Annotated in this window: 13 protein-coding genes; 7 read left to right on the plus strand and 6 right to left on the minus strand. The window is 53.6% G+C overall.

What is annotated here, in order from left to right; all coding sequences use genetic code 11:
• The first annotated feature begins 116 nt into the window (after positions 1–116).
• Genes minC through minE form a run of 3 tightly spaced genes read left to right on the plus strand, consistent with a single transcriptional unit; the run spans position 117 to position 1930 of the window.
• Entirely contained in the window at positions 117–824 is a 708-nt protein-coding gene (minC, locus tag NA624_RS15890) for a septum site-determining protein MinC (RefSeq protein ID WP_000072527.1), read from the plus strand.
• 23 nt (positions 825–847) lie between these two features.
• A complete protein-coding gene (minD, locus tag NA624_RS15895) occupies positions 848–1660 on the plus strand; it encodes a septum site-determining protein MinD (protein WP_000101047.1) in 813 nt (270 codons plus the stop codon).
• A 3-nt stretch (positions 1661–1663) separates the two neighbouring features.
• Positions 1664–1930 carry a cell division topological specificity factor MinE gene (gene minE / locus NA624_RS15900; protein WP_001185666.1) on the plus strand — a complete coding sequence of 89 codons (267 nt, stop codon included), beginning with the start codon at positions 1664–1666 and terminating at the stop codon, positions 1928–1930.
• A 121-nt stretch (positions 1931–2051) separates the two neighbouring features.
• Here the strand turns inward: minE and rnd are convergent, their stop codons facing one another.
• The 5 genes from rnd to NA624_RS15925 form a co-directional block, all read right to left on the minus strand.
• Positions 2052–3179: a ribonuclease D gene (rnd, locus tag NA624_RS15905; protein WP_001109128.1), complete on the minus strand. Its 1128-nt coding sequence runs from the start codon at positions 3177–3179 to the stop codon at positions 2052–2054.
• 72 nt (positions 3180–3251) lie between these two features.
• Positions 3252–4937, minus strand: coding sequence for a long-chain-fatty-acid--CoA ligase FadD (gene fadD / locus NA624_RS15910; RefSeq protein ID WP_000758418.1), 1686 nt, complete (start codon positions 4935–4937; stop codon positions 3252–3254).
• Between the two features lie 204 nt (positions 4938–5141).
• A complete protein-coding gene (locus NA624_RS15915) occupies positions 5142–5723 on the minus strand; it encodes a Slp family lipoprotein (protein WP_000290594.1) in 582 nt (193 codons plus the stop codon).
• Between the two features lie 71 nt (positions 5724–5794).
• Positions 5795–6490 carry a tRNA (adenosine(37)-N6)-threonylcarbamoyltransferase complex dimerization subunit type 1 TsaB gene (gene tsaB, locus NA624_RS15920; RefSeq protein ID WP_001221014.1) on the minus strand — a complete coding sequence of 232 codons (696 nt, stop codon included), beginning with the start codon at positions 6488–6490 and terminating at the stop codon, positions 5795–5797.
• A 57-nt stretch (positions 6491–6547) separates the two neighbouring features.
• A complete protein-coding gene (locus NA624_RS15925) occupies positions 6548–8458 on the minus strand; it encodes an ATP-dependent DNA helicase (RefSeq protein ID WP_000128801.1) in 1911 nt (636 codons plus the stop codon).
• A 130-nt stretch (positions 8459–8588) separates the two neighbouring features.
• Here NA624_RS15925 and NA624_RS15930 point away from each other — a divergent pair, with 130 nt between their 5' ends.
• A complete protein-coding gene (locus NA624_RS15930; protein ID WP_000029550.1) occupies positions 8589–8933 on the plus strand; it encodes a RidA family protein in 345 nt (114 codons plus the stop codon).
• 5 nt (positions 8934–8938) lie between these two features.
• On the opposite strand, the gene NA624_RS15935 is transcribed toward NA624_RS15930, so the two are convergent.
• A complete protein-coding gene (locus tag NA624_RS15935) occupies positions 8939–9118 on the minus strand; it encodes a YoaH family protein (RefSeq protein ID WP_000457328.1) in 180 nt (59 codons plus the stop codon).
• Positions 9119–9198: 80 nt separating this feature from the next.
• On the opposite strand from NA624_RS15935, the gene pabB reads away from it, so the two are divergent.
• The 3 genes from pabB to sdaA all read left to right on the plus strand — a co-directional run bounded on the left by pabB (position 9199) and on the right by sdaA (position 12773).
• Positions 9199–10563: an aminodeoxychorismate synthase component 1 gene (gene pabB / locus NA624_RS15940; protein WP_000978462.1), complete on the plus strand. Its 1365-nt coding sequence runs from the start codon at positions 9199–9201 to the stop codon at positions 10561–10563.
• Between the two features lie 3 nt (positions 10564–10566).
• Entirely contained in the window at positions 10567–11145 is a 579-nt protein-coding gene (locus tag NA624_RS15945) for a CoA pyrophosphatase (protein WP_000381543.1), read from the plus strand.
• 263 nt (positions 11146–11408) lie between these two features.
• Entirely contained in the window at positions 11409–12773 is a 1365-nt protein-coding gene (sdaA, locus tag NA624_RS15950; protein WP_000624274.1) for an L-serine ammonia-lyase, read from the plus strand.
• Positions 12774–12886 lie beyond the last annotated feature (113 nt).

Here is a 12886-nt window from a genome sequence, read left to right on the forward strand (position 1 = left end):
CTGAATTAACGGGATGGTGACTTGCCTCAATATAATACTGACTATAACATGCCTTCTGGACTTCGGAATATCACTCCGTATCGGAGATGATAAATAGCAAATTGAGTAAGGCCAGGATGTCAAACACGCCAATCGAGCTTAAAGGCAGTAGCTTCACCTTATCAGTGGTTCATTTGCATGAAGCGGAACCAGAGGTTATTCGTCAGGCGTTAGAAGACAAAATAGCGCAGGCTCCTGCGTTTTTAAAACACGCCCCTGTCGTTATTAACGTTAGCGGTCTTGAAAGCCCGGTAAACTGGCCGGAACTGCATAAGATCGTGACCTCAACCGGCTTACGCATTATCGGCGTGAGCGGCTGTAAAGACGCCAGCCTGAAAGTAGAAATCGATCGGATGGGTCTTCCTTTACTGACTGAAGGTAAAGAGAAAGCGGTTCGGCCTGCGCCCGTTGAGCCGGCAACGCCCAGCGAACCGCCGCAAAACGCTAATCCCATCACAAAAACGCGATTAATTGATGTTCCGGTTCGTTCCGGTCAGCGCATTTATGCTCCACAATGTGATCTGATTGTTACAAGTCACGTCAGCGCTGGCGCAGAGCTTATCGCTGACGGCAATATCCATGTCTATGGCATGATGAGAGGTCGCGCGCTGGCAGGAGCGAGCGGCGATCGGGAAGCGCAAATTTTTTGTACCCATCTGACGGCAGAACTGGTCTCTATCGCAGGTGTTTACTGGCTGAGTGATAAAATCCCGGCAGAATTTTATGGCAAAGCGGCGCGCCTGCGTTTAGCAGACAACGCTTTGACAGTTCAACCGTTGAATTGATCCCTTTTTAACAAGGAATTTTTATGGCACGCATTATTGTTGTTACTTCGGGTAAAGGGGGCGTTGGCAAGACCACCTCCAGCGCGGCCATCGCTACAGGTTTGGCCCAGAAGGGAAAGAAAACTGTCGTCATTGATTTTGATATCGGACTGCGTAACCTCGATCTGATTATGGGGTGCGAACGTCGTGTCGTTTACGATTTTGTAAACGTCATTCAGGGCGATGCGACACTGAATCAGGCGCTGATCAAAGATAAGCGTACTGAAAATCTCTTCATTCTTCCGGCGTCGCAGACCCGGGATAAAGACGCGCTAACGCGCGAAGGCGTCGCTAAGGTACTGGACTCACTGAAAGCGATGGACTTTGAGTTCATCGTTTGCGACTCGCCGGCGGGTATCGAAACCGGGGCGCTGATGGCGCTCTATTTTGCCGATGAAGCGATCATCACGACCAACCCGGAAGTCTCTTCTGTCCGTGACTCAGACCGTATTCTGGGTATTCTGGCATCGAAATCTCGTCGCGCAGAAAATGGCGAAGAACCGATTAAAGAACATCTTCTGTTGACGCGCTACAATCCAGGCCGCGTCAATAAAGGCGACATGCTCAGCATGGAAGATGTACTGGAGATTCTGCGTATTAAACTCGTCGGGGTGATCCCGGAAGATCAATCCGTACTGCGCGCATCGAACCAGGGCGAACCGGTGATTCTTGACGCCACTGCGGATGCGGGTAAAGCCTATGCAGATACCGTAGATCGTCTGTTGGGAGAAGAACGTCCTTTCCGCTTCATTGAAGAAGAGAAGAAAGGTTTCCTCAAACGCCTGTTCGGAGGATAAATTATGGCATTACTGGATTTTTTTCTCTCGCGGAAAAAGAGTACCGCTAATATTGCAAAAGAGCGGTTGCAAATCATTGTCGCGGAACGTCGCCGTAGCGATGCCGAACCGCATTATTTACCGCAGTTACGTAAAGATATTCTTGAGGTCATTTGTAAATACGTACAAATCGATCCGGAAATGGTTACCGTCCAGCTTGAGCAAAAAGATGGTGATATCTCCATCCTTGAACTTAACGTAACGCTGCCGGAAGCCGAAGAGTCAAAATAAGCTCTTTTATGGGAAAATTCCTGGATTAAAAAAGGCAGAAGAATCTGCCTTTTTTATTTTTTTACATTATTCCGAATACGGACATTTATTTCACTGGCCGTTTTCCCGGCAATTACCGTCGTTAACGCGGATACTCCTGCAACAGAAGAGTTAACTTCTCCGCCATCAGTTCGGCGCGCCAGCCGGAAATCAATTCCGGTTGCCCATTTTGCGGTTTTAATTTCCAGTGCCAGTTAAGCAACTGATTAATCTGCCGACGCGATGCCAGTAGCTCGCCGCTGACGTGATGCGACGCGCTCACCTCCGCCACCAGCGCTTTGATGGCCTTAAACGCTTTGCGATAGCCCGGCATGTCCATCAGATTCAACAGGGGTTCCGGCAATGCCTCTTCCGGTAATGCCTGTGCTTTCGCCACCAGCGATATCAACGTCTTGCCGTGAAAACGAATCTCGCTGCCGGAAAGCCCCAGGCTATCCAGCTCACCGAGACTGCCCGGCATATAACGCGCGACCGCCCACAGGTTTTCTTCACGCACAACAAAGTTCACCGCCATATCGCGCTCACGCGCCTTACGTAGCCGCCAGTCAGCTAAAAGTTGCAGACAGGCTAACTGGCGGGTACGCAGTTGCCAGGCATTAGTGATATCCCGCCATGCTTCTTCCGGCGCCTGAATCTCCTGACGACGCTGCTGCATCAATCGGCATTCATCAAGCGCGGCAGGCAGCCATCCTGCGGCTTCAGTTTCAATCATCAGCTTTTTAGCGATCGGTAACAGATACCAGACATCCGCCGCCGCGTATTCACACTGACGCTCGCTTAAAGGCCGGGCTAACCAGTCGGTACGAGATTCGCTTTTATCCAGCGCCACGCCCGTATACTCTTCTACCATCGACGCAAACCCCCACGACAGCGGACGCCCGCAAAACGCCGCCAGAATTTGCGTATCAATCAGGGGTTCCGGCAGTTCGCCAAACGCATTCAGAAATACTTCCAGATCTTCGCTACCCGCGTGCAGAAATTTGGTGATTCCCGTATCGCGCAGCACCGCTTTTAACGGCGACCAGTCGCTGATGCCGAGCGGATCGATCAGGGCGACATTTGCCCCGTCAAATAACTGGATCAATCCTAACTGCGGGTAATAGGTGCGGGTACGGACAAATTCCGTATCTAAAGCAATAGCCGGACATGCGCGGACAGCTTCACACAGGCTCGCCAGCGCATCGTCCGTTTCAATCATTTGGTAATTCAAATCGTGTTCTCTTTGGTTCGCGCCAAAAAAAACGCCGGCTTAACCGGCGTCTCTCGTTAGCTGACTTAACGCTCAGGCTTTATTGTCTACTTTGCCACGGGCTTCGTCACGCAGTTCTCGTCGTAAAATTTTCCCAACGTTAGATTTTGGTAATTCCTCGCGAAACTCTACCTGTTTGGGCACCTTATACCCGGTCAGATGGCGACGGCAGAAGGTGATCAACGCATCGTCAGTCAATGCCGGATCTTTCTTAACCACAAAAAGCTTCACCGCTTCGCCGCTACTACCGGAAGGCACGCCAACCGCCGCGACTTCCTGCACGCCAGAATGCTGCATCACCACATCTTCAATTTCGTTTGGATAAACGTTGAAACCAGAAACCAGAATCATATCTTTCTTACGATCGACAATCCGCAGAAAGCCGTCTTCATCCATAACCGCAATATCGCCCGTATGCAGCCAGCCATCTTTAATGATTTCATCCGTCGCGTCAGGACGCTGCCAGTATCCCAGCATAACCTGCGGGCCTTTCACGCAAAGCTCTCCGGCCTCACCCGGCGCGACTTCATTGTCATCGTCATCCACCAGTTTGGCTTCTGTTGACGGTACTGGCAGGCCGATACTGCCGCTGTGATAATCAATATCATGCGGGTTGACGCTCACCAGCGGGGCGCACTCGGTCAGCCCGTAGCCTTCCAGCAGGTATTGCCCGGTCAGCTTTACCCAACGTTCCGCAACGACGTTTTGCACCGGCATCCCGCCGCCGGCTGACAGATGCAGCGAAGAAAAATCCAGCTGTTGAAACTCTTTATTATTGAGCAGGGCGTTGAATAGCGTATTAACGCCAGTCATCGCCGTAAATGGATATTTCGCCAGCTCCTTGACCAGGCCGGGGATATCACGCGGATTGGTAATCAGCAGGTTTTGCCCACCCAGCTCGATAAAAAGCAGACAGTTCATGGTTAAGGCAAAAATGTGATACAGCGGCAGCGCGGTCACTACCAGCTCTTTCCCCGGATGCAGCAGCGGCCCATAGGTCGCTTTCACCTGCTCCAGATTCGCCAGCATATTGCGGTGGGTCAACATCGCGCCTTTCGCCACGCCCGTCGTACCGCCGGTATATTGCAGGAAAGCCAGATCTTCAGCGACAACCTCGGGTTTGACATACTGCATACGGTAGCCATGCTGTAGCGCGCTACGAAACGAGATCGCATCTGGCAAGTGGTATTTTGGCACCAGACGCTTGATGTATTTCACGACAAAGTTAACAACCGTACCTTTGGCGGTAGAAAGCTGGTCGCCCATCCGCGTCAGAATAACGTGCTGTACCGACGTTTTCTCGACTACTTTTTCCAGCGTATGGGCAAAGTTAGAAACAATAATAATTGCCGCCGCGCCGCTATCGTTAAGCTGATGCTCAAGTTCGCGCGGCGTGTAAAGCGGGTTAACGTTCACCACAATCATGCCGGCGCGTAAAATACCAAATAGCGCGACGGGATACTGCAACAGGTTTGGCATCATCAGCGCCACACGGTCGCCTTTTTTGAGTCCCAGCCCTTGTTGTAAATAAGCCGCAAATGCCCGACTACGTTCTTCTAATTTGCGGAAGGTCATTACCTCCCCCATATTGACGAACGCAGGCTGATCGGCATAGCGCGTCGCCGCATGTTCAAACAGTTCAACCAGGGATTGATAACGGTCAGGGTTGATCTCCGCCGGAACATCAGCAGGATAACGGTTAAGCCAAACCTTCTTCAATGCATCACCTCTAAAATGAGTGTTCGTCGTCATCACAACCCCAGTTAATAAACAAGTCGTTAACATTATATTAACTCAGCGTACCAGTTTATTAATTACGCAACTGAAAGGTTGCGAAGCGCGTCACTATTTATTTTTATTATGTCTCTATGAATGCAGAAACAGCGGACCAGCCGCTGTTTCTTTTATTGATAAAACAAAGAGTTACTCTGTTACTATCGTCTGAACCTCTGCGGGTCCAGGGTTATACCACCCCCAACCGCCATAGCCATAAGGCCAGGCGCGTCCGCCGTAAAACCACGGATCGATCGGCTGTGGAGGCATGACGACCTGCTGAACAAGATGCCAGCGTTTATAGCCGGTAGCCTGCATCAGCATAAATTTATACGGCGTATTGCCGATTTTACCGTCAACCGTGCCAGTTATCGGGCCGACAACGGTAACTAACTGGCCACGGAAGTCCACCGGGTCCAGAAAACCGTTCACATCGGCAAAAATTCTGCCGCGCGAGGCTTCGCCCAGAACAGGACGCGCGCCGCTGTCGAGCGGTACGGTCGCGATTTCAAGCCGGGTTTTTCCCTGCTGATTTTGTACCGCCACAACTTTGCCGCCAAAACGCGCCTCTTGCCCGATATAGAGCTGCGGCGCATTCATCACCCGCACCAAATCCTGCTGCGGCGTCGGACTCGAACCTTTAATGGCATCCGGGATAGTCACGCAACCGCTCAGCATAAGCGCAAAAGCGCACGCCAGCGCCCCTTTTATTAACCGTTTTTGAACCGCCATGATGCGACTCCTTTTTCTCGACCTCTATTCCACCCCACAGCATAAAGTATGGGGGGTAATAGTAGTGAGAGTCATTCTTTGCCGGGAAGTTTCTTCCACGCCACTTCGTTACGCAAATAAACCGGCTCGGCATGTTCCACGGCAACGGTCTCTCCTGCCGCCAGCTTTTGACTGGCGATGGGCAACATATCTTCCGCTGCCGGGAGCGACACCTCCCCATCATGAAGCGTCAGGCCGCACTCCTTCGCCAGATCGGGCCAGGCGGACCAACCCGTTCCTACGGTCGCCCACTCGCCGGAAAGCTGTTTCAACCGCTCGCCGACCCGTTCCGGTTTCAGCACCGCTTCCGTCTCTTCGCCCTGCCAGACGCCCTGCGCATCACGCTGGTATTCCGCCCAGTACACTTCGCCCATCCGCGCGTCAATCGCGGCGAGTACGCGGGTCGCGCCGGTTTTACGCCACGCGCCCTGCGCCATCGTGGCAAGCGTCGAAACACCGATCATCGGCAGATTTGCCCCTAACGCCAGCCCTTGCGCAATACCAATGCCGATACGCACGCCAGTAAAGCTGCCCGGACCGCGCCCAAACGCCAGCGCATCTATCTCATTGAGCGAGGCGCCGCTGGCGGCCAGAATCTCCTGCACCATGGGCAGGATACGTTGAGTGTGTTCTCGTGGACAAAGCTCAAAGTGAGCATTGATAGTACCGTTGTTCCACAGGGCGACAGAACAGGCCTCTGTGGCGGTATCGATAGCCAGAATTCGCATGAGGTTTCGTGCTTAGATCAATAAAATAGCGCGCATCTTACCATACTCCGTAACAAATTACTCGGCGGATGGAATCGCAAGAAAGCGAACGGCACGGGCGATATCACGCGTGCGCGGCGCAGGAGGCAGGCTGGCGAGAAACGTGGCGCCATAGGGCCGCATCACCAGCCGGTTATCACAAATCACTAACACCCCGCGATCGTCCGCATCGCGAATCAGCCGCCCTACGCCCTGCTTCAGCGTAATCACCGCGTCGGGCAGTTGAACCTCATCAAACGGATCGCCGCCGCGCAAACGACAGTCTTCCATTCGCGCTTTTAACAGCGGGTCGTCCGGGGAGGTAAACGGCAATTTGTCGATAATCACCAACGATAACGTATCGCCGCGCACGTCCACCCCTTCCCAGAAGCTGCTGGTGGCGACGAGCAGCGCGTTGCCGGCGCTAACAAATTGCTGTAACAGTTGGCCTTTACTGGTTTCCCCTTGCAACAATACCGGCAGCGTCATGGTGGCGCGAAACTGCTCCGCCAGATCGCGCATCATGGCGTGTGAGGTGCACAGCATAAAACATCGCCCGTTATTGGCTTCGATAATCGGCCTGAGCATAGCCGCCAACTGTCGCGCCGCGCCGGGCTGGTTGGTTTGCGGTAGGTTACGCGGTACGCAGAGTAACGCCTGGCGCGTATAGTCGAATGGGCTGGGCAGTAGCATGGATTCTGCCTGTTCAATTCCCAGACGGGCGGTAAAGTGGTGAAGATCATCATTTACCGACAACGTGGCCGAGGTAAAAATCCAGCTACCGGGCTTCTGTTCCATCACTTCTTTGAATTTGTCCGCCACGGTGAGCGGCGTCAGCGCCAGGGTGAAATGGCGCGAGGTGCACTCATACCAGTAGCTGTATCCCGGCTGATTGATCTCTTTTAAGCGTTTCAGCCGTGAACGGTATAGCGTGGCGCGTTCAAAAGCCGCATCCAGCAGCGCCGAACGGCCCAGCGACAGCTTCGCCACGTCGTAACAAAGCTCCAGCGTATCATCCAGCAGTAAAAATGCCCGTTGGATACGTGGGTCGGCTAACAGTTCACGCAAATTTCCCCGGTAGCCGGGCTCCCCCAGTTGCAGACGAAAATCCTGGGCGCTCTGGGCAAGGCGATCGGCGCATTTTTGCAACTGTTGAGTGTCTTTCAGTTCCGTCCGGTAGGCGATGGTGATGTCTTTTGCTAAATCCAGCAACTGACGGCTGGAGAGCGATTGTCCGAAATACTGGCTGGCGATATCAGGCAGTTGGTGGGCTTCATCGAAGATCATTACTTCAGCCTGAGGGATAAGTTCGCCAAACCCGCTCTCTTTAACCACCATATCCGCAAGAAAAAGGTGGTGGTTTACAATCACCACATCCGCGTCCATCGCCTTTTTACGCGCTTTCACCACAAAGCACTCTTTGTAGAGCGGGCAATCGCTGCCAAGGCAGTTGTCGTTGGTACTGGTGACCAGCGGCCAGGCCTGGGAATCTTCTGCCACGCTGACGCAGGTGCTGATATCGCCATCCCGCGTCTGATTTGACCAGGAGCGCAGCAATATCACGTCGCTTAACGTTTGTACCGGTAAATCGCCGCCCGCCAGCGCTTGTTGTTCCAGACGCTCCAGGCAGAGGTAGTTTGAACGTCCTTTCAACAGGGCCGTCTTACCGGTAAACGCCAACGCTTTTGCTACCGTCGGCAGATCGCGGCTGTAGAGTTGATCCTGCAACGCTTTCGACCCGGTCGAAATAATGACTTTTTTCCCGGCGCGCAACGCCGGAGCGAGGTAAGCATAGGTCTTCCCGGTTCCGGTGCCGGCTTCAACAACCAAAGGCTGCGCATTTTCAATCGCTTGTGTTACGGCAACCGCCATTTGCCGCTGTGGTTCGCGCGGTTTAAAGCCAGTTATCGCTTTGGCCAGTTGGCCATCTGCTGCAAAATCGTCCGTCACACTGCCCCCTGTTAATTTGCACAGGGATTATGTCAGGGTAGAAAGGCTTACGCCAGTTACAGAGGTGACGGCGGCGCCACATTGTGGCAGTCTTGAACCATTCAAATGAAAAGCAAATGAGGAATAATTGATGTCTATCGTGCGTATTGATGCCGAAGATCGTTGGTCAGACGTGGTGATCTACAATAATACGCTGTGGTATACCGGCGTGCCGGAAAACCTCGACGCCGACGCTTTTGAGCAAACGGCGAATACTCTGGCGCAAATTGATGCGGTGCTGGAAAAACAGGGCTCCAGTAAGTCACGTATTCTGGATGCCACTATTTTCCTGAGCGATAAAGCGGATTTTGCCGCCATGAATAAGGCGTGGGATGCGTGGGTCGTCGCAGGCCATGCGCCGGTACGCTGTACCGTACAGGCCGGGTTGATGAACCCGAAATATAAAGTTGAGATTAAGATTGTCGCGGCGGTATAAGCCGGTTATTCGTCTTCATCCTCAAAACGCGCCACTATCCGTTCGCCGGTATGGTTGGCGCGAAGCTCACCCGCCACCTGGGCAATCGCTTCTCCGCTGCTCATACCTTGCGACATCAATTCCTGGATACGTTCTACGGCTTTTTGCTGTTGTTCATGACTGAGTGAAGGTAAACCTGCAAACATGATTAACTCCTGCTAAATTGTTAGCGCTAATTATTTCACGCTACCCGGCGGTAAGCCAGTAGTGTTGTAACGAGTCAGGAATGATGAAGACGTTATCTCCCACTGTTATCACCTTACCCTGGCGTCCGGACGCCGCTGAACACTATTTTGCGCCCGTAAACCATTTGCCCTGGGCGATGCTGCTGCATTCAGGTGATGCTATTCATCCCTATAACCGCTTTGATATTTTGGTCGCCGATCCTGTCACCACACTGACCACGCGCGCGCAGGAAACCACGGTATGTACTGCGCGCACGACTACCGTCACTCTCGACGATCCGTTACACGTTTTGCAGACTCAACTGGAGGCGCTGCCTTTTCATCCTCAGCCTGACCCTGACTTACCCTTTCAGGGCGGCGCGCTGGGTCTGTTTGGTTACGATTTAGGGCGGCGTTTCGAAATTCTGCCCGATACTGCCGCGCGCGATATCGCTTTACCCGATATGGCGATTGGCCTTTACGACTGGGCGCTGATTGTCGATCACCATAAACAGGTAGTGTCGCTGATAAGCTATCACGATACAGACGCCCGATATCGCTGGCTCACCAGCCAGCGCGCGCCGACCCGCACGCCCTTCAGGCTTACCTCAGCCTGGCAATCCAATATGACGCGTTGCGAGTATGGCGAGAAGTTTCGTCAGGTGCAGGCCTGGCTGCACAGTGGGGACTGCTATCAGGTCAATCTTTCCCAGCGTTTTCAGGCGAGCTACGAGGGTGATGAGTGGCAGGCTTTCGAACGCCTTAACCGCGCAAATCGCGCCCCGTTCAGCGCCTTTCTTCGTTTGCATGACAGCGCCATATTGAGCCTTTCTCCCGAGCGTTTTATCCAACTGGAGAATGGTCATATTCAGACGCGCCCGATCAAAGGTACGCTTCCACGGCTTAACGATCCGCAGGCGGATCGTCAGCAAGCGCAGAAACTGGCAAACTCAATGAAAGATCGCGCTGAAAATTTGATGATCGTCGATTTGATGCGTAACGACATTGGCCGGGTCGCCGTGCCGGGTTCGGTGAAAGTGCCGGAACTGTTCGTCGTCGAACCATTTCCTGCCGTTCACCATCTGGTTAGCACCATTACCGCCCGTTTACCGGACTCGCTTCATGCCACCGACCTGCTGCGCGCGGCTTTCCCCGGCGGCTCCATTACCGGCGCGCCTAAAGTGCGGGCGATGGAAATTATCGACGAACTGGAGCCGCAGCGACGCAACGCCTGGTGCGGTAGCATCGGTTATCTGAGTTTCTGCGGCAAGATGGATACCAGTATTACTATCCGCACCGTCACGGCAACGCAGGGCCAACTCTATTGCTCTGCCGGCGGCGGTATCGTGGCCGATAGCAAGGAAGAAGCGGAATATCAGGAAACTTTTGATAAAGTTAATCGTATCCTGCACCCACTGGAGAACTAATACGTGGATACCAGCCGTCTGACGCTCGATCATTTCTTATCGCGCTTTCAGCTTTTGCGCCCGCAGATGACTCATGAAACGTTAAATCAACGTCAGGCCGCCGTACTGATCCCTGTGGTTCGCCGCCCCCAGCCGGGGCTGCTGTTGACCCAGCGGGCTATTCATTTACGCAAACACGCCGGACAGGTCGCCTTTCCCGGCGGGGCCGTGGACAGTACCGATGCTTCGCTTATCGCCGCAGCGCTTCGCGAAGCGCAGGAGGAAGTCGCCATCCCGCCGCAAGCCGTGGAAGTGATTGGCGTTTTACCGCCGGTAGACAGCGTGACCGGTTTTCAGGTCACCCCGGTGGTCGGCATTATTCCGCCAAACCTCCCCTGGCGCGCCAGTGAAGACGAAGTGTCTGCGGTGTTTGAAATGCCGCTGGCGCAAGCGTTGCAACTGGGTCGATATCATCCGCTTGATATTTACCGTCGCGGCAATTCGCACCGCGTATGGCTCTCCTGGTATGAGCATTATTTCGTCTGGGGCATGACCGCAAACATTCTTCGTGAGCTGGCGCTGCAAATCGGCGTAAAGCCCTGACTGTACACAACGCCATTCACGTTGCCTCAAGGCGGTAACAATCGCCTCCCCCAAAGAGGCAGCCTGAAGGGCAACGTGTATATACTTAACTTTACGCGCGCAAGACACGACTTGAGATTACTGTCGCAATATTAGTAAAAACGCGGTTATTCATTAGTTTAATTCATGTGAATAGTTAAGCTGATGCCAGCGTTCCCTCTTACACTATGCGCAGTTATAACATCGTAACCGGAAGCCCCGGTTGCCCTGTCAGGAGTATTATCGTGATTAGCCTATTCGACATGTTTAAGGTAGGGATTGGTCCCTCCTCTTCCCACACTGTTGGCCCGATGAAGGCCGGTAAACAGTTCGTCGATGACCTGGTCGAAAAAGGATTACTGGATAACGTTACCCGCGTCGCTGTCGATGTCTACGGCTCGCTGTCGCTGACGGGGAAAGGTCACCATACCGATATCGCCATTATTATGGGTCTGGCGGGTAATGAACCCGCTACCGTGGATATTGATAGTATCCCCGGTTTTATTCGCGACGTCGAAACGCGCGAGCGTCTGTTACTGGCCCAGGGACGTCACGAAGTCGACTTCCCGAAAGATGACGGAATGCGTTTTCACAACGGCAATTTGCCGCTGCATGAAAACGGGATGCAGATCCACGCCTGGCATGACGACACGGTCATTTATAGCAAGACGTACTATTCCATCGGCGGCGGCTTTATCGTTGATGAAGCGCATTTCGGCCAGGAAGCGACGAATGAGGTTACTGTACCTTATCCGTTTAAATCGGCGAAAGAAATGCTGGAGTATTGCAACAGCACCGGCCTTTCACTCTCCGGCATGGTGATGCAAAACGAACTGGCGTTGCATAGCAAGAAAGAGATTGAAGAGTATTTCGGTCACGTCTGGCAGACCATGCAGGCCTGTATTGATCGCGGTATGAATACCGAAGGCGTGCTGCCGGGGCCGCTGCGCGTACCGCGTCGCGCCTCCGCGCTGCGTCGTATGCTGGTTTCCAGCGATAAGCTTTCCAGCGATCCGATGAACGTCATTGACTGGGTGAACATGTTTGCTCTGGCGGTGAACGAAGAGAACGCCGCAGGCGGTCGCGTCGTGACGGCGCCAACCAACGGCGCGTGCGGCATCGTTCCTGCGGTACTGGCTTACTACGACCATTTTATTGAATCAGTCAGCCCGGATATTTACACCCGCTACTTCCTGGCGGCAGGCGCTATTGGCGCGCTGTATAAGATGAACGCGTCTATTTCCGGCGCGGAAGTCGGCTGTCAGGGTGAAGTCGGGGTCGCCTGTTCGATGGCGGCGGCAGGCCTTGCTGAACTGTTGGGCGCCAGCCCGGAACAGGTTTGCGTTGCCGCTGAAATCGGCATGGAGCATAACCTGGGGCTGACCTGCGACCCGGTTGCCGGTCAGGTGCAGGTGCCGTGTATCGAGCGTAACGCCATTGCTTCGGTTAAAGCGATTAACGCTGCGCGTATGGCCATGCGTCGAACCAGCGCGCCGCGCGTCTCGCTGGATAAAGTCATCGAAACGATGTACGAGACCGGAAAAGACATGAACGCCAAATACCGTGAAACGTCGCGCGGCGGGCTGGCCATTAAAGTCCAGTGTGATTAAACGCCGTTTCCCCTCCCTTCGCCCATCTGCTACGGATGGGCGAAATTTTTATCTCTTCCTCGTCGACTCCACGTTTCCCCACTACACTTGCTGTGTCGCGGTTGGCTTTTGTC

Origin of the sequence: Salmonella sp. NW38 (assembly GCF_051807745.1) — a bacterium.
GTDB classification, from domain to species: domain Bacteria; phylum Pseudomonadota; class Gammaproteobacteria; order Enterobacterales; family Enterobacteriaceae; genus Salmonella; species Salmonella enterica.

What these genes read in the sequence shown, in the direction of transcription:
- tsaB (WP_001221014.1), bottom strand. Translation starts at nt 6,490, where the DNA reads ATGCGAATTCTGGCTATCGATACCGCCACAGAGGCCTGTTCTGTCGCC.
- minE (WP_001185666.1), top strand. Translation starts at nt 1,664, where the DNA reads ATGGCATTACTGGATTTTTTTCTCTCGCGGAAAAAGAGTACCGCTAAT.
- minD (WP_000101047.1), top strand. Translation starts at nt 848, where the DNA reads ATGGCACGCATTATTGTTGTTACTTCGGGTAAAGGGGGCGTTGGCAAG.
- NA624_RS15915 (WP_000290594.1), bottom strand. Translation starts at nt 5,723, where the DNA reads ATGGCGGTTCAAAAACGGTTAATAAAAGGGGCGCTGGCGTGCGCTTTT.
- NA624_RS15935 (WP_000457328.1), bottom strand. Translation starts at nt 9,118, where the DNA reads ATGTTTGCAGGTTTACCTTCACTCAGTCATGAACAACAGCAAAAAGCC.
- NA624_RS15930 (WP_000029550.1), top strand. Translation starts at nt 8,589, where the DNA reads ATGTCTATCGTGCGTATTGATGCCGAAGATCGTTGGTCAGACGTGGTG.
- minC (WP_000072527.1), top strand. Translation starts at nt 117, where the DNA reads ATGTCAAACACGCCAATCGAGCTTAAAGGCAGTAGCTTCACCTTATCA.
- pabB (WP_000978462.1), top strand. Translation starts at nt 9,199, where the DNA reads ATGATGAAGACGTTATCTCCCACTGTTATCACCTTACCCTGGCGTCCG.